The sequence below is a fragment of the Streptomyces sp. NPDC097107 genome (assembly GCF_044762405.1).
Lineage (GTDB): Bacteria > Actinomycetota > Actinomycetes > Streptomycetales > Streptomycetaceae > Streptomyces > Streptomyces thinghirensis.
Genome location: NZ_JBIWEF010000003.1, coordinates 57,927 through 78,234, shown reverse-complemented (window position 1 = coordinate 78,234; position 20,308 = coordinate 57,927). Strand labels below are relative to the sequence as shown.

Genomic DNA, 20,308 nt, shown 5'->3' with positions numbered 1-20,308 from the left:
TGCCCGCGTGCCCGCGTGCCCGCGTCCCCGCATTGTCTACGTTCCTGCGGAGCAGCCTCATGCCCTCGTTCGAGCTCGTCCCCGGCGCCCCCGTATCCCCGGTGATCCTGCACGTGCCGCATTCCTCTCGGCGGATACCCGCCGATGTCCGCCCCAGCATCGTCCTGGAGGACGCCGCGCTGGAACGGGAGCTGGACCACATCACCGATGCGCACACGGACCGGATCGCCGAGGCGGCGGCCGACCTGGCCGGTGTCATGCCCTGGCGGTTCGTCAACCGGGCGTCGCGGCTGGTCGTCGACCCGGAGCGGTTCCCCGACGAGCGGGAGGAGATGACGGCCGTCGGGATGGGCGCCGTGTACACGCGGACGTCGCACCGCGAGGTGCTGCGGCCCCACGGCACCGACCCGGAGCCGCTGATCGAGCGGTACTTCCGGCCGTACGCGCGGGCGATGACCGACGCGGTCGCCGACCGGCTCGCGGCCACCGGACGGGCCGTGATCATCGACGTGCACTCCTACCCCACCCAGCCGCTGCCCTACGAACTGCACGGCGAGGGGCCGCGCCCGCCGGTCTGCCTGGGCACCGACGAGTTCCACACGCCGTCCGAGCTGCTCGCCGCCGCCCAAAAGGCGTTCGCCCCGTGCGGGGAGACCGGGCTGGACAGCCCGTTCAGCGGAACGTACGTGCCGCTGGACTTCTACGGGAAGCGGCGCGATGTCCGCGCGCTGATGGTGGAGATCCGCCGGGACACCTACATGACCGAGCCGGGCGGCCCGGCCGGGCCCGGGCTCGCCCGCCTCGCCGAGTCGCTGGGGGCGCTCGTCGACGCCGTATCGAGCCGACCCGCGGCCCGCCCACCGGCTGGAGCACTCCCGCGCGACGGCCGCCCCGGGCCGCGGTGAACGTGGGTGCGTGACGCAGGAGACCACTGCGCCGACCGGTCGGCCCCCGCCCCCGGTACGGGACTGGCCCGCCCTCGACTGGACGGGCCGCGGTTCGACCCGGTGCTCGCCGGTCGTCGCTGGATCTCGCACCGCACCTCGGTGGGCCTCGCCCGCTTCGCGTCGGAGGACGTCGAGGTGCACGGGGTGCGCATCGGCGCCGGCGACCCCGTCCACGTGCCCTGCCTCGCCGCCGGCCGCGACCCGGACGTCCTCCCCGACCCGGACCGGATCGACCTCGGCCGCGATCCGTGCCCGCACCCGGCGACGGGCACCACTACTGCACGGGTGCCGTCCTCGCGCGGACGCGGACCGAGCTGCTCGTCGACACCCTGCCGGAGCGGCTGCCGGGGCTGCGGCCGGCGGTCCCCGCCGACCAGGTGGCCCGGCGCCGCAAGACCCTGATCCGCGGGCCGCGCACCCTGCCCTGCGCCTGGTAGGCCGTCACGGCGGACCGGCGGTTCAGGCGCGCAGCCACTCCGTCACGACCACCTCCCGGCCGGTCCGCAGCCGCAGCGCGAACGGGCCGGTGGGCGGGGCCCCGCCGGTGAACCGGCCCATGTCGTCCGCCGTCAGCCGCGCATGGGCCAGCGGACCGCTCAGCACCTCGATCCGGGCCGGCCCCGGCGGCAGCACCTGGCCGATCAGACCGTCCGCGGTCACCTCGACGTCGACGGTCATCTCGTCCGCTCGGAAGGTCAGCATCCGCGGCGGGTCCGTCTCTCCTCTGACCGGGATGGCGTCGACCAGCGAGTCGAAGGTCAGCTCGGCGACGCGGGCGTCGAGGTCGTGCAGGGCGAAGGCGTCGACGGCGGTCTGCCGCAGCCCGGCCGGGACCGGGTCCAGGATCGCGGCGGCCTGCCGCAGCTCCTCCTCCAGCAGTCCGGTGCCGAGTTCCTCGTCGGTGAACGTCCCGTCGGACGGTTCGTCCCCGAAGTCGTCGTTCATGTCGCTCATATCGTCCCCCGTGCCTCTAGCCGGGCCCGCAGCCGGCGCAGACAGCGCTGGCGCATCGGCCCGATGCTGCCCACCGCGATACCCAGCGCGGCGGACACCTCCTGGTAACTGGGCGGCGGCGAGGAGATCAGCACGCGCAGCAACTGGCGGCATCGCTCGCCCAGTTCCTCGAACTCCTGCCACAGCCGCCGCACGCGCTCGGTCTGCGCGGCGGCCTCCTCGGAGTCGAGCACCGACTCCTCCGGCGTACGGTCCTCGCTCGGCCGGTCGAGCAACTGCGCGTCGTCGGTCGGCGTCCACCGCTTCGACGCCCTGATCAGCTTCAGGCACTCGTGCCGTGCCGTGCTCGCCAGCCAGGAGCCGGTCTTCTCCGGTTCGCGGATCCGCCCCAGGTGCTGGGCGAACCGGAACCAGGCGGTCTGGTACACCTCGTGCGCGTCGGCGTCGGACAGCCCGTGGGCCCGCACCACGGACCACACCAGCGGGCCCAGCCCGTCCACCAGCGACTTCCAGGCCGCCGCGTCCCCGTCGGCGGCAGACTGGACGAGCACCCCGACATCCGCACGGTCCACGGTCCCACCCCTCGTGTACGACACGCCATCGTACGCCGTGGAGTGGGTGGTTCCGCCCGCCATGAGGCCGCTCACGCCTCACCGGACGGCGGGTCGAGGGTGACGGGGCGCCAGGTGGGCGGCAGCAGCGCCGGTACGTGCGCGCCGCGCACCTCCGCGTACTCGGTGTTGGCCGCGAGCAGCTGCTTGAGGGCCGCGCGCGGGTCCCGCTCCTTGTGCGCCGTCATGTGGGAGGCGACCAGGCCGGCGACGACGGGGGTGGCGAAGGAGGTGCCGCTCCACTGCGCGTGCCCCTCGAACATCACCTGGTCCGGCTTGGCGGGTGCCTCGCCCGGCTCGCTCAGGATCCCGTTGTGCCTGGGGAACTGGCAGGTGCAGGCGTAGCCGAAGCCGTACCGGCAGGCGTCGTAGGTGGAGTGCTGGTAGACGTACGGCACGGGTGTCCCGAAGCCGGTGAGGGCGCTGGTGAGGCGCTCGCCGGGGGCGTAGGCCTTGACCCAGCCGCCGTGGTTGCTGAAGCAGGCGCCGAACTCGCCGTCGGTGCGCAGGGCGCCGACCGACAGCACGGACTTCTCCCAGCCGGGCAGGTCGGCGTAGGCGGCGGGCCAGAAGGGCGTGGCACTCGCGTTGTTGCCGGCGGCGGCGACGAGCAGGGTGCGCCGGTCGCGCAGTTCCTCCATGAAGGCGTGCACGCCGAGCAGGCCGTCGGTGCGCCCGTTGGACGTGCCGGCGGAGAGGCTGAGGACCTCGGGCCAGCCGCTCCGGTCGACGGCCTCGAAGAGCTTCTCGCCCAGCTCCGACTCCAGGATGGCGCCCGCGTCGTTGAGGGTGTTGCGGACGGTCACCTCGGTGTTGGGGGCGACGGCGGCGACGAGTCCGGCGATGAACGTGCCGTGGCCGACGTACTGCTGGAGTATGCCGTCGTCGTCGCACTCCCTGAGCTGGGCGTCGCCGTCGGTGTGGGCCAGCAGCGGGTAGGACCGGTAGTCGTGCATGAGGCCGGTGTCGATGACGAGGACGCCGACGGCGGTCCCGGCGTCGTACGGCGTCCCGTCGGCGGCCGGGTTCGGCGGCTCGCTGATCGGTACGGGTACGGGCTCGTCGCCGGGGCAGGCGTTGACGGCGATGGAGACGACGTGGTTGCGGCTGATCAGCCGGCGGCCCGCGCGTCCCTCCACCGTCCTGAGCGAGCGCAGGGCGTGCGCGACGGTGGGATCGCCGGCGCGGTCGCCCTCGCCGGGATCGGCGACCTGGATGCGGGTGATGCCGGTGCGGTTGGTCTCGGGGCTCGCCCGGCGCACGTGGTCCGGGGCCAGGCCGGCCATCGTGGTGAAGTGGTCGCGCACGGTGTCCTCGACGAGGCGGGCCTCCGCACCGTCGCGGGCGAGGACGACGCCCTTCTCGTAGAAGAACTCGGCGGAGTCGTCCGGCCCCATCGCCAGCGGGACGTCCGGCATCGAGCGCTGGATCTGGTCGAACTGCTCGCGGAAACGCTGTGGTGCCATGGCATGTCCTCCACTGAGGCGGCGGCGGTGATGGTGCGGTCGCGTCGACGGTCGTGGCTACGGTCGACAATCAGAGTCCCGGGACGGCTGATTGATACAGACTCGAACCTGTGTGGTGCGGTTCCGGAGCACTACCATCCGTGGAGTGACAGCGGGAAGCGACTCGGTTCTCCAACTGCTGCCGATGGTGTTCGCCGCCCCCAACGAAGCGCTGGCGCGGGCGGAGGGCCTGCTCGGGGCCGATCCCTCACCGCTGCACGCCTCGATCGCCCATCAGGTGATCGGCATCTGGCAGCGGGACTTCGGGGACACCCGGCGGGCTCTGGCGCATCTGCGGCGCGCCCGCGATCTCGCGTCGCGCGCGGACTCGGCCGAGCGGGAGGCGGACGTACTGGCCACGCTGGGTGTCGCGCTGGTGCACTCCGGCCGCACCCGGGAGGGCCTGGCCGCCTTCGAGCGGGGCGTGTCGCGCGGTACCGGGCACACACGCGCGCGAGTGCTGTACCGGCGGGCGTACGTGTGGTGGGTGCTGGGCCGGCACGGCGCGGCGCTGGAGGACGTACGGCGGGCGATTCCGGTGCTGCGGCAGGCGGACGACGTGATCTGGACGGCGCGGGCGCTGACCCTGCGGGCCACCGTGCACCTGGCGCTCGGCGCGGTGGAGCGGGCGGACGCCGACTTCACCGCGGCGGAGGCGCTGTGGGACACCACCGGCCAGGAGCACGACAAGGCGGACGCGGTGGAGAGCCGGGGGCTCGCGGCGTTCCGGTCCGGTGACGTGCCGGCGGCGCTGCGGCTGCTGGACGAGGCGGAGGAGCGGTACGCGAAGCTGGGCACGCCGACGTTCATGCTCACCATCCGGCGCTGCGAGGTGCTGATGGCGGCGGGGCTCGCGACGGAGGCGCTGACCGAGGCGGACGGGGCGCTCGCCGCGCTGGACGGGATCGGCGGCCAGTCCACCCGCAAGGCGGAGTTGCTGCTGGTCGCGGCGCGGGCGGCCCGGCTGGCGGGTGATCCGCAGACGGCGCTCGCGCGCGCGGCCGTCGCGGTACGGCTGTTCGCCGGGCAGCGGCGCACCTGGTACGAGACGCACGCCCGGCTGGTGCTGATCGAGGCGCGCGTGGCGACGGGGCGCGGTTCGGGCCGGCTGGTCGCGGACGCGGCGGAGGTCGCGGAGCGGCTGGCCGCCTTCGGGGCGCCGGCCGCGCCGGAGGCGTCGCTGCTCGCGGGCCGGATCGCGCTGGGTCTTGGCTGGACGGCGGACGCCGAACGGCATCTGGCGGTCGCCGCGCGCAGCCGGCACAGCGGGCCGCCGCTGGCGCGGATGACGGGCTGGGCGGCGCAGGCGCTGCGGGCGGGGTCGGCGCGGGGCGTGCTGGAGGCCTGCCGGCGGGGTCTGGACGTTCTCGACGACCACCGGATGACGCTGGGCGCCTCGGAGTTGCGGGCACGGGCCACCGCGCAGGGCGCGGAGCTGGCGGCCCTGGCGCAGCGGGCGAGCCTGGTCTCGGGCGGGCCGCGGCGGCTGCTGGTGTGGAGCGAGCGCTGGCGCGCGACCGTGCTGTCCGCGCCGCCGACCCGGCCGCCGGCCGACCCCGCGCTGCTGAGCGGCATGACGGCGTTCCGCGAGATCGCCGCCCGCGCGGAGGAGGCCCGGACGGACGGCGGCCGTCCCGTCCCCGCCCTGGAGCGCGAACAGCGCCGCCTGGAGCGGGAGATCCGGTCCCGCACCCTGCACATGCGCGGCGAGGCGCCGGGGGACGGCGACCGGTTCGACGTGGGGCGCCTGCTGCGGCGGCTGGGCGACGACGTGCGGCTGGTGGAGCTGGCGGTGCTCGACGGACGCGTGCACGTACTGCTGTGCGGGCAGGGCCGGGTACGGCGGTTCGAGGCCGGGTTGCTGGCCGACGCGGAACGGGAGGCCGAGCACGTACAGGCCGGCCTCCGGCGCCTCGCCCACCCGGGCGCGGAGGCCCGGCTGCCGCTGGTGGAGGCGGCGGGCGGGCGCCTCCAGGAGCTGCTGCTGGGCCCCGCCGCGGCGCACCTCGGCTCCGGCCCGGTCGTCGTGGTCCCCCCGGGCCGGCTGCACCGGGTGCCCTGGGCCCTGCTGCCCGCACTGCGCGAACGGGTACTGAGTGTGTCGCCGTCCGCGAGCAGCTGGCTCCGTGCGAAGGAGACCGCGCCCCCGCGGAGCGGCCGCCAGGTCCTGGTGCGCGGTCCGGGGCTGGCGAGCGGCGGTGCCGAGGTACCGGAACTCGCCGACCGGTACGGAACGCCGCCGCGGTCGCCGGGCGGCGTGGAGGCGTGGGCGGCGCGCGGGGCCCGGCCGGCCGGACCGGAGGGCGGCGCCGGACGGCGTGAGGTGCCCACCGTGCTGGAGGGGACCGCGGCGCGGGTGCCGCGGGTGTTGCGGGAGCTGGACGGGGCGGCGCTGGCGCACATCGCGGCGCACGGGACGTTCCGCGCGGACAGCCCCTTGTTCTCGTCGCTGCGGATGGCGGACGGGCCGCTCATCGTGCACGACTTCGAGCGGCTGGACCGCAGCCCGTACCGGATCATCCTGTCCTGCTGCGACACCGCCCGCTTCGCCTCGGTCGGCGCGGACGAGTTGCTCGGGCTGGTCACCGCGCTGCTGCCGCTGGGTACGGCCGGGGTGGTGGCGTGCAGCGCGCCGGTCAACGACGCGGCTGTGGTGCCGCTGATGCTCGCGCTGCACAAAGGCCTGGACGCGGGGCTGTCCCTGGCGGAGGCGCTGCGCGACGCGCGGGCGGCGCTGCCGGACGACGCGGTCCACCAGGCGACGGGGTGGGCGTTCTCCGCGTTCGGAGCGGCCTGAGCACCGGTCTTTCTCCGTGGTCCCTCCCTGCTCCCTCCCTGCTCCCTCCGTGCTCCCTCCGTGGTCCCTGCTCCCTCCGTGCTCCCTCCGTGGTCCCTGCTCCCTCCGTGCTCCCTCCGTGGTCCCTGCTCCCTCCGTGCTCCCTGCTCCCTCCGTGGTCCCTCCGTGGTCCCTCCGTGGTCCCTCCGTGCTCAGGCGGATTGCGGCTCGGGCAGCTCCATCAGCCAGGGCAGGGCGCCCCGGTCGCCCGCGCCGAGGCGGGTGTAGGCGCCGTAGAGGTGGTTGCCGACGGTGCGGACGGAGAGAGTGAGTCTCTCCGCGATCTGCCGGTTGCTCAGACCGGCGGCGGCGAGAGTGACGATCTGCCGCTGGCGGGCGGTGAGTTCACCCAGCACCAGACCGGACAGGGCGGGGGTGCGCGCGCCCTGACAACGCCGGGCGAGGGCGACGGCGCGGGTGCGGGCGGTGCGGACGGCGCCGGGGGCACGATGGGCGCGTACCGCCTGGGCCTGCGCCTCGGCCGCGAAGAGCAGGAACCCGCGCCGTTCCAGCTCCCCGGCCACGCGGTCCAGCGCCGGCCCGTCGCCCCGTACGAGGGCGTCGGCGTGCGCCGCGAAGACTCCGGTCAGCCGGCCGGCCGACCCGTCGGGGGTACCGAGCCGGACGGCGTCGTACGGGTCCCCGGTGCGAGCGGCCGCCCGGACCGCCTCGTCCAGGTCGCCGCGTGCGGCGGCGGCCCAGGCCGCGGCCGCCCCGTGACTCTCCGCCGTCGCGTCGCCCGACTGGGCAGCGGCCAGGGCGAGTTCCTCGCGGCACCACGCGTCGTCGGGGCCCGCGCGCAGACCCTCGCGGGCCCAGGCCGCGGCCTCGCACAGCCGGCCGCGCAGGCGTGCGAACCGGGCCCGGAGCGCCGCGTACTCCGCCGGCAGGGGCGCTCCCTCGGCCACCAGCCACTCCCCCACCGGTGTCTCCAACGCCCGCACGTCGGCCTGCTCGATGCGCAGGGACAGGGCCGCCCGCTCCGCCGCCAGTGCCGGCGCGCACTGGTCCGGGGTGCGGGCCAGCCGCCGGGCCCGGAGCCGGCCGGCGGCGGCGCGCAGGACGGGGCCGTGCAGAGGGTGGGCGAGCCGGGTGGCACCGTGGTCGTCGACGGCGACCAGGCCCTCGGCCTCCAGCCGCTCCAGGGTCCGTACGTCGAAGGCGTCCGGGCCGAGGGGAAGGGGCTCGGCGAAGGCGAGGCGTTCGAGCGTCTCGCGTTCCTCGACGCGGGCGCGGTCGAGGACGTGGGCGGTGCGTTCCCGTACGGCCGCGGTGATCGGGACCGGTCCCCGCCACTCCCGCTGGTCCGTGTCCGGGACCCGTGCCAGCAGCCCCCGCTCGCGGACGGCGGTCAGCAGCTCGCGCAGCAGCCGCAGGTCCCCCCGGCACAGGCGGTGCAGCCGGTCGACGGTGAGCGGCTCGACGGCGGCGCCCGCACCGGCCGCGAGCAGGTCGGCGGTCTCCTCGCGGGACAGCGGCTCCAGGGAGAGACGCGGCAGCAGCTCACCGGACCACAGCCGGGACACCGCGCCCGGCACGGGGACGCCTTCCGTGGCGACGACCAGGAGCCGGGTGCGGCCGTGCACGGCGAGTTGGTGTACGAGGGCGGCGGATGCGTCGTCGAGCAGATGGGCGTCGTCGACCAGCAGCAGCCGTACGCCGGACAGGAGTTGTACCGCACGGTTCAGGGTGACGGCCTCGGGCAGCAGGTGGGCGAACGCGGCGAAGGGGATCTCCCGGGACTCGGGCGTCCCGGCCGCCCTGGCGCAGTCCGTGCCCCGGACGGCCTCCGTCACGAGCCTGCTCTTGCCGCAGCCTGCCGGGCCCGTCACCACGAGGCCGCCGCGTCCGGCGGTCAGGGACCGGCGCACCAGCTCCAGTTCGTCCGCCCGTCCGGTGAACGGCCAAGGCGTCTGGAGGGTCTTCGGGTCCCGCGGAGAAGTCGTCACGGCAACATGAGTCGGCATACTCATCCCTGATACAGGGTGACTTGAGTAGCCCCCGACTCAGGCGCCCGGAGCGGCCCGGACGGCAGTCTGGGGGTCATGACCGCACGCTACTGCTCGCTCGCGCAGCAGCCTGCCCCCGTGTTCGCGCCGGGGCTGGCCGCAGAGCGCCTCGCCGCGCTCGTCGGCGGGCAGCGGATGTGGGTCAACGGCACGGTTCTGCACTACTGCTTCCTCGGTGGCGACACCGACTCGTCCGTCGTTCCCATGCCGGGCACCGGCCGTCCTCGGCGGGTGTCGTGGGTGGGTACCGACGAGCAGCGGGAGGTGGTGCGCGACTGCTTCCGGGAGTGGCAGGACCTGGGCATCGGACTCGTCCTCGCCGAGGTGGGCGACCGCTCGGAGGCCGAGCTGCGGATAGGCTTCCAGCCCGGTGACGGCTCCTGGTCGGCGGTGGGCAAGGACGCGCTCCGGGTCGGTCTGAACGACCGTACGATGAACTTCGGCTGGGACCTGACCGCGCCCGGGGAGCGTGCGACGGCCCTGCACCAGATCGGGCACGCGCTCGGCATGCTGCACGAGCACCAGAGCCCGTTCGCCGGCATCCTCTGGGACGACGAGGCCGTCTACGCCGAACTGGCGGGCCCGCCGAACCACTGGAGCCGGGAGCGTACGTTCCACAACATCCTGCGCAAGCTCGACACGGACGAGGCCAACAACCCGGTCTGGGACCCGCAGTCGATCATGGAGTACCCCTTCCCGTCGGGGCTGATACTGGAGCCGGAGCACTACCGTTCGGGTCTGCACCCGCCCGGCACCCTCTCCACCGCCGACAAGGAGTTCGCCCTGCGCTGGTATCCGCCCACCGGCCGGCCGGGGCCGCTGGTGCCGTTCCGTTCGGTGCCGCTCGGGCTCGGGCCGGGCGAGCAGGCCGACTTCCGGATCGACCCGCCGGAGACCCGGGAGTACTCCGTGGGCACCTTCGGTGACAGCGACGCCGTCGTCGTGATCTTCGAGGAGCGGGACGGTGTGCCCCGCTACCTCGCCGGTCTGGACGACGGGGGAACACCCCGCAACGCCACGATCAGGGCCCGTTTCGTCAAGGGCCGCCGCTATGTCGTCCGGGTGCGTCTGTACTCCTCGTGGGGTGCGGGCGAGACGGCGGTCATGTGCTGGTGACCGCCCACGGAGCACCCGGGCCGCCGGCGGCCACAGGCCGGCGCCGGGGGTAGGCGGCCGGGGACGCCACCCTTGGGGGAGGGTGACGTCCCCGGCCACGCGGCGCCCGCCGCACGGGGGTCGGCGGGCACCGCGGTTGCACGAGGCCCGCGGATGCCGTCGGGCCCGCGAGCTCGGGGCACCCTTGCCTCCGCGCCCCCTTGCCCTCTTGCCCCTTGCCCCCTTGCCCCTTGACCCCGGAGTGAGGGTCAGTGGCATGGTCGGGACGTAGCGCGCCCAACGCGGGGGCGAGTAGGGCGCAGGAGGCTCCGTCGTGTGCCATCGCGCACACCGCGTGGTCCCCAGTCTGCCCACGCCCGCAGTCGTGACTCCACCGCCGGACGCTCCGTGAGACCTGCCGGTGCCATGACCGACGTCCCCCGGCCGGCCCCGGGCTTCCCCGCGCGGGCAGCACCGACCCGCGGGCGACACCTTGCACTTCGGTGAGTGAAGTGAGCCTCGAACAAGGGCGTGTTACCCGAACAGGTGTCGTGCGCGAGCGCGGGCCGGTCCATAGCGTTGTGCCAGGCGGACGGGCCGGTGAACGAATTGGGCCGCTCCGCCGGACCGTACCCGGCGACCGGGAACACCGGCGTCACCCGACAGATGGAGATGGCTTTCATGGCCAACGAAAACGAGAACGTGTACGAGGTTCCCACCCTGATCGAGGTCGGCGACTTCGCCGAGCTCACCCAGCTCACGTCGCGGGGCTACTGGATCGACAGCCCGTGGGGCGCCTGGTGGCTCTGAGCCGCCCGTAGGCCCCACGGGGCCGAGTGACACGGGAGACACCGCCGGGGCGGCAGTCTGACGAAGCGGCCGTTCCGCATCCCGGTCACTCCACCCAGGGGTGGCCCGACCGACGCCACATGCCGGTCGGGCCACCCCACTCTGGCACTCCGGTGGAGGATACGCATGGAGTTCGTGGTACTTCCCGATCATTCCGCCGGCGCCGAGGCCGCCCTCGCACCGGTACCGTCTCACGGGCTGCCGCATCCCAAGGTGATCGCACACCACTCAGGGCGCCCCTGGCTCGTGGGCAACTGGCAGGACGACGAGATCGTGTGCGTCTCCGCGGGCCCGCGCCGTCTGGCCCTGCTCGGCTGCGCGACCGCCCACCCCGGCGTCCTGGAGGCCCGGTTGGGCCGGGTCCGGTCCTTGGCGGACCTGGACGAAATCGCCCGGCTGCCCGCCGGCAGCTTCCACCTCGTGGCATCGCTCGACGGCGACGTCCGGGTCCAGGGCACACTGTCCACCGCGTGCCAGGTCTTCTACGCCCGCGTCGCCGGCGTGACGCTGGCGGCCTCCCGCGCCGACAGCCTGGCCGGACGCGTCGGCGCGAGCGTCGACGCGGAACGCGTGGCACTCGAACTGCTGTCCCCGTTCGGGCCCCCGGAGCCCTTCAGCGAGGGTTCGGTGTGGCGTGGTGTGCGCAGCCCGCGTATCGGGCACTGCCTGGAGATCAGCCGCGACGGCACCGGGCGCACTCGGCGTTGGTGGACTCCACCCGAGCCCGAACGTCCCCTGGGCGACGGCGGGTTCGTCCGCGAGGCGCTGTTCGAGGCCGTGGCGGCGCGGACCGCGAACCAGAAGGTCGTGAGCGCCGACCTCTCCGGCGGTCTCGACTCGACGAGTCTGTGCTTCGTCGCCGACCGTTCCGCCGGCACGGACCTGGCCACCTTGCACTACGAGGCACACGGCGGCCGGGGCGAGGACCTGGCTCACGCCCGCCGGGCGGCAGCGGCGCTGCCGCGGGCCCGTCACGTGGTCGTGCCGCCGACGGAGACGCCGGACTGGTACGCGCCGTTCGAGCACACTCCGCACGACCGGGAGGGCCCGCTGATGTTCGTCCGGGCCAGGGCCACCGTCGAGCACCAGGCCGCTCTCGTCGCCTCCCTGGGCGCACGCCGTCACCTCCAGGGTGTCGGGGGCGACGAGCTGTTCCTCCCGGGCACGATGTGCCTGCACGGGCTGCTCCGGCGCGACCCGGCTGCCGCCCTTCCGCACGTGCGGGCGCTGCGGTCCAAGCGCCGCTGGTCGATGGCCACGACGGTGCGCACGATGGCGGCCGCGCCGTCCTACCGTCGATGGCTGGCCACCGAGGCGGGCGAACTCGCCGCGGACAGGGCCTGGGGCTCGGGAGCGTACTGGGAGGTCTCGGCGAAGCTGCCGCCCTGGATCACCCCGGACGCCGCGTCGACCGTACGCCGCCTGATGCGCGAAGCGATCGCGGCGGGCCCCGAGCCGCTGGCCGCGCTACCCGTACAGCACGAGATGATGTGGATCAACCGGGTCAACGGCACGGTGATGCGCCGGAATTCCAGTATCGGCGCCCACGCGGGCGTCTCCTTCCACGCCCCCTACACCGACGACCGGGTGCTGGAGGCGGTCCTGTCCGTGCGACTGGCCGACCGGGTGGCCGAGGGCCGGCTCAAGCCCGTGCTCGCGCGGGCACTGGACGGCATGGTGCCGGCCGAGATTCTCCACCGCACCGGCAAGGACGACGCCAGTCCCACCCTGTTCTCGGGCCTGCGCCGGCGCCGCGGCGAGCTGCTCGACTTCGCGGAGAACACGCGCCTGGCCGGCATGGGGCTCATCGACGGGGCGGCCCTGCGTCGGCTGCTGGTCACCACCCACGCCGACACCCGGCCGCTGATGCCCTTCGACCCGACCCTCGCCTGCGAGTTGTGGCTGCGATCTCTGCCCCTCGCGGGCACGGCCGCCGCTGTGCCCTCGCTCCGAACCACGTAAGGAGGCATGATGACCTTCGCCCTGGTGCCCGGCGTGTCCGTCGCCGACACCGAGAACGGCACCGTGCTGCTCGACGAACGCAGCGGCCGTTACTGGATGTTGAACCGCACCGGTGCTGTCGTGCTGCGCTGTCTGCTGGACGGCGAGTCGCCACGGGAGGCCGCCCGGACACTGCTGCGGCGCTACCCCGACGCGCCCGAGCGGGCCGCTGCCCACGTGGAGAGCCTGCTCGACGCCCTGCGTACGGCCAAGGTGATGGTCCCGTGAGCGGCGGAACCACCTTGCGCCTCGAGTCCGCCGATCCGCCACCCTGGCTGCTGCGCCCGCCCGCCCTGCTCGCCGCCGGCGTCGCACGCGTGCTGACTCGGCTGCCGCCGGCCAGGCTGCGCCGCGTACTGGAGTTCGCCAGCCGGGGCGCAGGCCCGGCGAACGTGGCGCAGGCGCTGCGGGCGCGCAACGCCGTGGTGTACGTGAGCCTGGCCTGCGCCGGCCCACGCTGTCTGCAACGGTCCGTCGCGGTGGCGCTGTTGTGCCGACTGGGTGGCACCTGGCCCCAGTGGTGCACCGGTGTGGTCACCGAGCCCTTCGGCGCACACGCCTGGGTGGCCGTGGACGGCGAACCCGTGGGCGAGGACGACGCACACGTCGGCGCCTTCCACATCATCATGTCCGTACCACCCCGCCGGTGAGCGCCCCCGAGTCCACGGCGGTCCGCACCCGCGGCCTGCGGCGTGTCTACGGCGACACCGTGGCGGTGCACGGACTGGATCTGACGGTGGCCGCGGGAGAGAAGTTCGGTTTCCTCGGCCCGAACGGCGCGGGCAAGTCCACCACCATCAGCATGCTGTCCACCCTCCTGAGCCCCAGCGGGGGGCGGGCGGCCGTGGCCGGAGTGGACGTCGCGCGCCGCCCCGACGAGGTCAGGCGCAGGATCGGGGTCGTCTTCCAGGAACCGACCGCCGACCGCGAACTGACCGGGTGGCAGAACCTGCACTTCCACGCGCGCCTGTACGGCATGCCTCGGCGTGAAGTGCGCGCCCAGGCCCGCTCGTTGCTCGATCTTATGGGCCTCGCCGACCGCGGTGACGCTCCGGTCGGCACCTACTCCGGCGGTATGCAGCGCAGATTGGAGGTGGCCCGGGCCCTGATGCACCGGCCGCGCGTGCTGTTCCTCGATGAGCCGACGACCGGACTCGACCCGCAGAGCCGGTCCCAGGTCTGGCAGAAGCTGCACGAGCTCGGCCGGCAGGACGGGGTCACCGTCTTCCTGACCACGCACTACTTGGAGGAGGCCGAGAACTGCGACCGGATAGCGGTGATGGACCACGGCCGCCTGGTGGCGCAGGGGACACCTCACGAACTCAAGTCGGCGGTCGGCGCCGACATCGTGCACCTGCGGACGGACGACGACGCGAACACGGCCCGGTCGATCCGGGAGCGGTTCGGTCTGGACGCCGAGGCGACGCAGGAGGGTGTGCGGGTCACGACGGCGGACGGGGCGCGCTGGGTTCCGACGCTCTGTGCCCACCTGACCACGGGGGTCACGTCGGTGACCGTCACCCGGCCCAGCCTGGACGACGTGTTCCTGCACCACACCGGCCGCTCCATGCGCAATCCGTAGAAGACGAGCAAGAGGAAGAGGGAGGGAGCCGACGTGCTGGAGTCCATCACGCAGCGCCCACGCAGGCCCACGACGCGGTCGCCCGGCCGGCGCACCGCCGAGCTGGCCGCGCTGCGGGCACTGGTCCGACGGGAGACGACCCGGCTGGTCGCCAGCCCTGCCCAGGCGGGTCTGACGCTGCTGAACCCCCTGCTCTACTTCGTGGTCCTCGGGACCGGGCTGCAGGGCATGGTCGGGTCCACATCCGGCACCGGGGACTACATGACCTACGTCTACCCGGGAATCCTGATGATGGCCGTGCAGATGCCCGCGCTGAACGCCGGGATGTCCATCGTCCGCGACCGGGAGACGGGGCTGCTGCGTGCCGTGCTGGTCGCTCCGGTGCGGCGGGACACCTTCCTGGTCGGCAAGTGCCTGGGCAGCACGGCGACGGCGACCGCGCAGGGGGGCCTGCTCCTCGCCTTCGCCCCGCTCGCCGGCCTGCCCTACGACCCGCTGCTGCTCCTCGCCCTGCTCGGGGAACTGGCGCTGGTGGCGTTCACCCTGACCGCGTTGGTGACCCTGGCGGCCGTCCGCATCACCCGGATCGAAACGTTCCAGTCAGCGCTCGGCGTGACCATGCTGCCGCTGTTCTTCCTGTCGGGCGCGATGTTCTCGGTGGAGGGCCTGCCCGTGTGGCTGGCCGCGATGACGCTCGTCAACCCGTTGACCTACGCCGTGGACGCGCTGCGACAGACCGTGGCCGGGGCCGCGCCGGGCGGCGTGCTCCCGGCCGGGCCGGACTGGGGCGGCTGGACACCGCCGCTCCTCGTCGAACTGCTGGTGATGTGCGTGCTCGGCCTCGCGGCCCTGGTGCTGGCGGCCCGCCGCTTCTCCCGTGCGGGTTAGCGAGTGGCCCTTCACGCCGGTGGCGGCGTCCACTGGGGGGAGTCCGCGAGCTCGGCGGGGGTGACCAGGCCGTCCTCGATCGCCCGGGCCAGCATGTCGGTCTTCGTCGGTGCGGGCCGACCGACCTGGGCGTACTTGACCCGGGCCCTCTTGATGTACATGTCCACGGTGTGCACGGACACGCCCATGCGGCGGGCCACCGACGCCTTGGACATGGACTGGAACCACCACAGGAGCGACGTCCGCTCCTGCTGGGACAGCCGAGGGGCCACCGGACTGCGGTCGGACACCAGAACGCCGGCTGTCGTCGGCGGCACGTAGGGACGGTCCGCCGCGGCGGCGCGCACCGCGTGAAGCAGATGGGCCTGGCCCTCGCTCTTGGTGACGAACCCGGCAACGCCCATGTTCAACACGTCCAGCACCAGCGACTCGTCGGTGAACTGCGAGAAGACGACCAGCCTCCGGCCCTCGGCGGTCAGTTCACCGATGTCCGACAGCACCAGTCGACCGTTGAGGTTGAGGTCCACGATCAGGACGTCCACCGCGCCGGAGCGCAGGTCCGCCGCGGTGTCGCCGGTGTGTCTGACGCGGATGCCGGGGGCCTCGGCCAGCCAGGCCCGGACACCGTCGATCACCACCGGGTGATCGTCGACGATGCCGACGTCGAAGGCGGTCGCGGTACGCGCCATCGGGATTCCAGCCACAGCAGGTTCTCCTTCTCGTCGAACAGCACCGATGTGCCGGCGAAACGGATCGCGTGCGGCGCTGCGGGGGCCGCTGCGTCGGCCACCACGCTCACGGTCACCTCGCCGGCCGTCACCACGACGGTGACGCGGGCGACGGTCTTCGCCGACGCGAGCGCGAGGAGCGGGCCGTCGGTCAGCTGCCGGCGCGCCGCCACGGGGACGTCGGGCAGTTCCCCGTAGCAGACGAACGTGACGTCCACGTCCCGGCGTTCGGCGACGTCCGCGCAGGCGCGCAGTTCGTGCAGCAAGGGATGGGCCGCGTCCTCCGTCTCGGCGAACAGCCTGCGCAGTCGCGCCGCCTCGATCGCGCTCGATCGCCGGACCCCCTCGTCGCCCGGGTGAGCACGGCCCTCGGCCAGGTCCTGCAGCAGCGGTGCGATGCGGTCGCGCAGATAGCGGTAGCGCCGCCGCCGCTCGGCGTGCCGGGTCTCTTCGGCCGCCTGCCGGGCCATGCGGTCGGCCTGCGCCCGCGCCGCGCCGGTCGTGAGTCGCGCGGCGTGGTGCAACTCCCGGGTGAGCAGGACGAAGGCCAGTTGGATACCAGCCGTGGTGTAGGACTGGGCGATCAGACGGGACCACGCCTCACGGGTGTCCAGTTCGCCGTGCGCCCCGAGTGCCGCCATCGTCATCGCGACGGTACAGGCGAGGAGGGCAACCAACTCACGCATCGGGCGCTGCATCAGGAGGAGTACGCCGAACCAACCGACCGTGTTCGCGGCCCAGCTGAGGTCGCTGATCGCCGCACCCCGCGGATACGTCGCGACGGCGACGATGCCGGCCAGCAGTGCGACGGACGTCAGGAACGGGGCCAGACGGCCGCGTAACGCGGTCCGGAGCAGGAGGACGGAACCGACCAGCTGGACGACGGAGAGCACCAGCCAGGAGGTCAGCGCCGCCCACGCCGGCTCGTACCGCGACCAGCCGCGAACCAGGATCAGGGAGTCGTAGCCGAAGTGCCAGACGACAACGATGACCACGACCACGACGCTGATTACCCGGGTGTACCGAACCGCGACCGACTCGCCCGCGGGGGCGCCCGCATCGCTCCTCATCGTGGCCACCGGAGCGTGACGTGAACGCCGTCGCCGGGGCGCGTCTCGATGAGCGCGTCCCCGCCCACCGCGGCCATCCGGCCCCTGATCGACTCCCGCAGCCCCCTACGGTGTGCGGGTACGGTCGTGAGGTCGAAGCCGCGTCCCGCGTCCAGCACCTTGACGACCACACCTGCTCCGGCCGGTTCCACACGCACCTGCGCCGTAGTGGTGCCGGAGTGCCGGCCAACGTTCGTCAGGGCCTCCGCCACGGCATCGACGAGCGCGGTCAGGACCCGGCGGGGCAGAGGCAGCAGTACCGGAACGGTCCCGAGCTCCACGGTCAGCGGGGGCAGTCCTGGCCGCGCCGCGAAGGCCGCGGCGCGCAGCGCGGTATCGAGGCGGACCAGCGGAGTGGTCGTGCCGTAGGGGCCGACCGACCCGGTTGGGTATGCCGAGGCGTCCGTGCCGGCTCCGAGAGCCCGGATGACGCGGAGGTCGGACACGGCGCGGTCGCGCAGGACAGTGGAATGCCCGGTGATCGCTCCGGTACTCACCATGGTGAGGGTGGCGAGCACGGTGTCGTGCAGTCGCCGTTGCTGGTCACGTTCGTCCGCACGGGCCGCCGCCCTCGCCAGCTCGTTCGCACGGGCCTCGGCCTTGGCCACCAGCGCGGAGTCCGCCGATCGGGCGGCGCGGCGCAGCAGCATGAACATCCCGGCGCTCAGAGTGCCCTGGAGCAGGAGTACGACGGGAGCCTCCCGCAGCCCCGGGGCGCCGACCGTGTAGGCCGCGGTGATCACGACGGTCGCGAGCAGCCCGTGGGGCTGGCGCAGGAAGCACTGTGCGTTGAGCACGGTGACGCTGGCTATGAGGTCGACCCACCCGGAGCCGGCGGACGCCGCCAGTACCGAGGCGGGTACCAGTTGGCCGTGGAGCAGGCAGAGCACGGTGCAGACCACGACGTCACCCGCGGCAAACCGGGAGGCCGGTCTGCCGCGGAGTGTGTGGACGCCGAACGAGCCCGCCCAGACCAGCACCGCGGCGGCGGACAGCAACACCCACGCGGGGTTCGCCGCCGATCCCAGCCCCAGCAGTGCGACCACCGCGGCCACCGCGGCGCTGGACATCCGTAGAACCACGGTGACCAGCAGGGCCTGACGCTCGAGACTGAGTACGGCTGGACCGTGGGCCGGCAACGCGCGCTGCCCCCGGACGGGCGCCGATGCGTGGCCGGCGAGCTCGCGTTGCTCGGACATCAGTGCGGTGCACCCGAAATGGAGGGCGGGTCACCTCCGCCGCGACGGCGACACGGGGAGGATCGCGCCGGCGCGGAGGATAAGTGGTGACCGTCTCGACCGTGCCGGCGCCGTGAGTTCTCTCGGTGCCACCGGAGTTGCCCGCCCTCCGGGCAGCCCGCCCGGACCGTGCGATGCGGCGTGGACACTCGCTGCACGATGCGGTCCTTCCGGTCGGTGGCGTCGTCTCGGTGAGCCTCGACCCTGGACTCTAGGACCGTCGTGAGCCTCGGTCTTTGTCAGCTGTGCACGGGACTGTGCCAGTAGTGCACAGCCCGATCGCGCACTCCGATCGCCCACGGGACACTCACCGGGCGCGTAGGCAGGAGGCGCGTACCCAGGGCAAGGAGTCGGGGGAGGAGAGAACGACCGTGCAACGCATGCCCGCCCCGAGCAGGCCGTCGCGTACCCGGCAAGGGCTGGACGAAGCACTCGGCCAGGCGACGGGGCCCGGCGGCATCGTCAGGCGCCGGTCCTCGGCCGACCCCCAGCCGGTCCCCAAGATTGGTCAAGGGCCGGTTTCGAATGCCTCCGAAACCGGCCCTGAACTGCGACTGTCACCAGTCGGGACGACAGGATTTGAACCTGCGACCCCTTGACCCCCAGTCAAGTGCGCTACCAAGCTGCGCCACGTCCCGGTGCGCGGCCCACGTTGCGTGTGATCGCGCTGGTCAAGACTACCTCATCCGCGCTGCGGGGCGGAGCCACCACCGCGCGGGCGTCCTCGGAGAACAGGGCGCCGGCGCTGTCGGTCGCCGCCGTGAAACCTCCCGATGATCACATCGCGAGACGGCTTTGCGTCGCCCCGCCCGCCAGGCGTTACCTCGCACGGTGCGAACCGAACGACCCGAACACCTCAGCGACGACGCCGGCGGCGACCGCTCCGCGCGGCGCGCCGTGACCCTCTTCCCGATCCTCGTCCTCGCGGCCGGTGCCCTCGGCCTGCTGCTCCCCGGGAGTTTCACCGGGTGGAGCGAGTCGGTGCCGTACCTGCTGGGCGTCGTGATGTTCTGCATGGGCATCACCATGACCCCGAAGGACTTCCGCGGGGTCGCCAAGCGGCCCTGGGCGGTGGCCCTCGGGCTGGTCGCGCACTACGTCATCATGCCGGGACTCGGCTGGGCCATCGCCCACCTGCTCGACCTGCCCCCGCAACTCGCCGCGGGCGTGATCCTCGTCGGCTGCGCGCCCAGCGGCACGGCCTCCAACGTGGTGACGTACCTGGCCCGGGGTGACGTCGCCCTGTCGGTCTCCGTGGCGACCGTCTCGACGCTCGTCGCGCCGCTGGTCACGCCGCCGCTGACGCTGCTGCTGGCCGGCGAGTACCTCCCGGTGGACGCCGCATCCATGGTCACCGACATCCTCAAGACGGTGCTGCTGCCGGTCCTCGCCGGCCTGGCCGTACGGCTGCTGGCGGGGCGGTTCGTGGAGCGGGCGCTGCCGGCGCTGCCCTGGCTGTCCGCGCTGACGATCTCGGTGATCGTGGCGGTGGTGGTGGCGGGCAGCGCCGACGCGATCAAGTCGGCCGCGGGGCTGGTGTTCGTCGCCGTCGTGCTGCACAACGGCCTCGGGCTGGCGCTCGGTTACGGCGCGGGGCGGATCGGCCGGCTCGGCGAACCGGCGAGCCGTGCCATGGCCTTCGAGGTCGGCATGCAGAACTCCGGCCTCGCGGCGTCCCTGGCCACCGCCCACTTCAGCCCGCTGGCGGCCCTGCCGGCCGCGGTGTTCTCCGTCTGGCACAACGTCTCCGGCGCGGTCACCGCGGCCTGGTTCTCACGCCGGGGGCGGTGACCCCCGGCCGGCCGGGGAGGCCGGATCATTCCCCGTACTCCGCCCCGGGCTCGGCGGGAGACGTGTCCCCTTCGCCGACGTGAGCGTGTGTCCCCTCCCTTTCCCGGGCGGCACACCGTGACCGGCGCCGTTCGCATCACTCGGCCGCGAGCCGGCGATGACGTG

The 20,308-nt window shown here is 73.6% G+C and carries 17 protein-coding genes, 1 tRNA gene and 1 pseudogene; 11 read left to right on the top strand and 8 right to left on the bottom strand.

Features of this window, described 5'->3' with window-relative positions; translation table 11 throughout:
- Positions 1-59 precede the first annotated feature (59 nt).
- Together ACIQ1J_RS07500 and ACIQ1J_RS07495 are read left to right on the top strand one after the other, a co-directional pair.
- Positions 60-905, top strand: coding sequence for an N-formylglutamate amidohydrolase (locus ACIQ1J_RS07500; RefSeq protein ID WP_403554968.1), 846 nt, complete (start codon positions 60-62; stop codon positions 903-905).
- A gap of 117 nt (positions 906-1,022) precedes the next feature.
- Positions 1,023-1,384 (top strand): annotated as a pseudogene (locus ACIQ1J_RS07495) (cytochrome P450); the annotation flags it as partial.
- A 22-nt stretch (positions 1,385-1,406) separates the two neighbouring features.
- Here ACIQ1J_RS07495 and ACIQ1J_RS07490 read toward each other — a convergent pair.
- From ACIQ1J_RS07490 to ACIQ1J_RS07480, 3 genes are read right to left on the bottom strand one after another with little or no spacing between them, the layout of a single operon-like run.
- Positions 1,407-1,901 (bottom strand): hypothetical protein, encoded by a 495-nt coding sequence (locus ACIQ1J_RS07490; protein ID WP_403554966.1) that lies wholly within the window; start codon positions 1,899-1,901, stop codon positions 1,407-1,409.
- Positions 1,898-2,536 (bottom strand): RNA polymerase sigma factor, encoded by a 639-nt coding sequence (locus ACIQ1J_RS07485; protein ID WP_210963325.1) that lies wholly within the window; start codon positions 2,534-2,536, stop codon positions 1,898-1,900. The genes ACIQ1J_RS07490 and ACIQ1J_RS07485 overlap by 4 nt, the downstream gene beginning before the upstream one ends.
- Before the next feature lie 8 nt (positions 2,537-2,544).
- Positions 2,545-3,978 carry a S8/S53 family peptidase gene (locus ACIQ1J_RS07480; RefSeq protein ID WP_403554964.1) on the bottom strand — a complete coding sequence of 478 codons (1,434 nt, stop codon included), beginning with the start codon at positions 3,976-3,978 and terminating at the stop codon, positions 2,545-2,547.
- Between the two features lie 184 nt (positions 3,979-4,162).
- On the opposite strand from ACIQ1J_RS07480, the gene ACIQ1J_RS07475 reads away from it, so the two are divergent.
- On the top strand, positions 4,163-6,814 hold the full coding sequence (locus ACIQ1J_RS07475) for a CHAT domain-containing protein (protein ID WP_403555789.1): 2,652 nt from the start codon (positions 4,163-4,165) through the stop codon (positions 6,812-6,814).
- A 191-nt stretch (positions 6,815-7,005) separates the two neighbouring features.
- Here ACIQ1J_RS07475 and ACIQ1J_RS07470 read toward each other — a convergent pair whose 3' ends face one another.
- Positions 7,006-8,826: a LuxR C-terminal-related transcriptional regulator gene (locus tag ACIQ1J_RS07470; protein ID WP_403554962.1), complete on the bottom strand. Its 1,821-nt coding sequence runs from the start codon at positions 8,824-8,826 to the stop codon at positions 7,006-7,008.
- A gap of 72 nt (positions 8,827-8,898) precedes the next feature.
- Between ACIQ1J_RS07470 and ACIQ1J_RS07465 the strand changes: the two genes are divergently transcribed.
- The 7 genes from ACIQ1J_RS07465 to ACIQ1J_RS07435 all read left to right on the top strand — a co-directional run bounded on the left by ACIQ1J_RS07465 (position 8,899) and on the right by ACIQ1J_RS07435 (position 15,277).
- Positions 8,899-9,978 (top strand): hypothetical protein, encoded by a 1,080-nt coding sequence (locus ACIQ1J_RS07465; RefSeq protein WP_403554960.1) that lies wholly within the window; start codon positions 8,899-8,901, stop codon positions 9,976-9,978.
- A 660-nt stretch (positions 9,979-10,638) separates the two neighbouring features.
- Positions 10,639-10,767: a lasso RiPP family leader peptide-containing protein gene (locus ACIQ1J_RS07460; protein WP_345638333.1), complete on the top strand. Its 129-nt coding sequence runs from the start codon at positions 10,639-10,641 to the stop codon at positions 10,765-10,767.
- 165 nt (positions 10,768-10,932) lie between these two features.
- Positions 10,933-12,768 (top strand): asparagine synthase-related protein, encoded by a 1,836-nt coding sequence (locus ACIQ1J_RS07455; protein WP_403554958.1) that lies wholly within the window; start codon positions 10,933-10,935, stop codon positions 12,766-12,768.
- Positions 12,769-12,774: 6 nt separating this feature from the next.
- The gene (locus ACIQ1J_RS07450) at positions 12,775-13,035 is read left to right on the top strand and encodes a lasso peptide biosynthesis PqqD family chaperone (protein ID WP_403554956.1); all 261 of its coding nucleotides are present in this window, start codon (positions 12,775-12,777) and stop codon (positions 13,033-13,035) included.
- A complete protein-coding gene (locus ACIQ1J_RS07445) occupies positions 13,032-13,457 on the top strand; it encodes a lasso peptide biosynthesis B2 protein (protein WP_403554954.1) in 426 nt (141 codons plus the stop codon). The genes ACIQ1J_RS07450 and ACIQ1J_RS07445 overlap by 4 nt, the downstream gene beginning before the upstream one ends.
- On the top strand, positions 13,454-14,389 hold the full coding sequence (locus ACIQ1J_RS07440) for an ATP-binding cassette domain-containing protein (protein WP_403554952.1): 936 nt from the start codon (positions 13,454-13,456) through the stop codon (positions 14,387-14,389). Before ACIQ1J_RS07445 ends, ACIQ1J_RS07440 begins: the two co-directional genes overlap by 4 nt.
- A 33-nt stretch (positions 14,390-14,422) precedes the next feature.
- Entirely contained in the window at positions 14,423-15,277 is an 855-nt protein-coding gene (locus tag ACIQ1J_RS07435; protein WP_403554950.1) for an ABC transporter permease, read from the top strand.
- Between the two features lie 11 nt (positions 15,278-15,288).
- Here the strand turns inward: ACIQ1J_RS07435 and ACIQ1J_RS07430 are convergent, their stop codons facing one another.
- From ACIQ1J_RS07430 to ACIQ1J_RS07415, 4 genes are all read right to left on the bottom strand, one after another.
- A complete protein-coding gene (locus tag ACIQ1J_RS07430; RefSeq protein WP_403554949.1) occupies positions 15,289-15,966 on the bottom strand; it encodes a response regulator in 678 nt (225 codons plus the stop codon).
- Positions 15,909-17,075 carry a hypothetical protein gene (locus tag ACIQ1J_RS07425; protein ID WP_403554947.1) on the bottom strand — a complete coding sequence of 389 codons (1,167 nt, stop codon included), beginning with the start codon at positions 17,073-17,075 and terminating at the stop codon, positions 15,909-15,911. The genes ACIQ1J_RS07430 and ACIQ1J_RS07425 overlap by 58 nt, the downstream gene beginning before the upstream one ends.
- Positions 17,072-18,313 (bottom strand): sensor histidine kinase, encoded by a 1,242-nt coding sequence (locus tag ACIQ1J_RS07420; RefSeq protein WP_403554945.1) that lies wholly within the window; start codon positions 18,311-18,313, stop codon positions 17,072-17,074. Before ACIQ1J_RS07420 ends, ACIQ1J_RS07425 begins: the two co-directional genes overlap by 4 nt.
- Positions 18,314-18,916: 603 nt before the next feature.
- A tRNA-Pro gene (locus ACIQ1J_RS07415) sits at positions 18,917-18,990 on the bottom strand.
- A 193-nt stretch (positions 18,991-19,183) separates the two neighbouring features.
- On the opposite strand from ACIQ1J_RS07415, the gene ACIQ1J_RS07410 reads away from it, so the two are divergent.
- Positions 19,184-20,143 carry a bile acid:sodium symporter family protein gene (locus ACIQ1J_RS07410; RefSeq protein ID WP_403554943.1) on the top strand — a complete coding sequence of 320 codons (960 nt, stop codon included), beginning with the start codon at positions 19,184-19,186 and terminating at the stop codon, positions 20,141-20,143.
- Positions 20,144-20,308: the final 165 nt, after the last annotated feature.

What these genes read in the sequence shown, in the direction of transcription:
- ACIQ1J_RS07500 (WP_403554968.1), top strand. Translation starts at nt 60, where the DNA reads ATGCCCTCGTTCGAGCTCGTCCCCGGCGCCCCCGTATCCCCGGTGATC.
- ACIQ1J_RS07490 (WP_403554966.1), bottom strand. Translation starts at nt 1,901, where the DNA reads ATGAGCGACATGAACGACGACTTCGGGGACGAACCGTCCGACGGGACG.
- ACIQ1J_RS07485 (WP_210963325.1), bottom strand. Translation starts at nt 2,536, where the DNA reads ATGGCGGGCGGAACCACCCACTCCACGGCGTACGATGGCGTGTCGTAC.
- ACIQ1J_RS07480 (WP_403554964.1), bottom strand. Translation starts at nt 3,978, where the DNA reads ATGGCACCACAGCGTTTCCGCGAGCAGTTCGACCAGATCCAGCGCTCG.
- ACIQ1J_RS07475 (WP_403555789.1), top strand. Translation starts at nt 4,163, where the DNA reads ATGGTGTTCGCCGCCCCCAACGAAGCGCTGGCGCGGGCGGAGGGCCTG.
- ACIQ1J_RS07470 (WP_403554962.1), bottom strand. Translation starts at nt 8,826, where the DNA reads ATGAGTATGCCGACTCATGTTGCCGTGACGACTTCTCCGCGGGACCCG.
- ACIQ1J_RS07465 (WP_403554960.1), top strand. Translation starts at nt 8,899, where the DNA reads ATGACCGCACGCTACTGCTCGCTCGCGCAGCAGCCTGCCCCCGTGTTC.
- ACIQ1J_RS07460 (WP_345638333.1), top strand. Translation starts at nt 10,639, where the DNA reads ATGGCCAACGAAAACGAGAACGTGTACGAGGTTCCCACCCTGATCGAG.
- ACIQ1J_RS07455 (WP_403554958.1), top strand. Translation starts at nt 10,933, where the DNA reads ATGGAGTTCGTGGTACTTCCCGATCATTCCGCCGGCGCCGAGGCCGCC.
- ACIQ1J_RS07450 (WP_403554956.1), top strand. Translation starts at nt 12,775, where the DNA reads ATGATGACCTTCGCCCTGGTGCCCGGCGTGTCCGTCGCCGACACCGAG.
- ACIQ1J_RS07430 (WP_403554949.1), bottom strand. Translation starts at nt 15,966, where the DNA reads ATGGCGCGTACCGCGACCGCCTTCGACGTCGGCATCGTCGACGATCAC.
- ACIQ1J_RS07425 (WP_403554947.1), bottom strand. Translation starts at nt 17,075, where the DNA reads ATGAGGAGCGATGCGGGCGCCCCCGCGGGCGAGTCGGTCGCGGTTCGG.
- ACIQ1J_RS07420 (WP_403554945.1), bottom strand. Translation starts at nt 18,313, where the DNA reads ATGTCCGAGCAACGCGAGCTCGCCGGCCACGCATCGGCGCCCGTCCGG.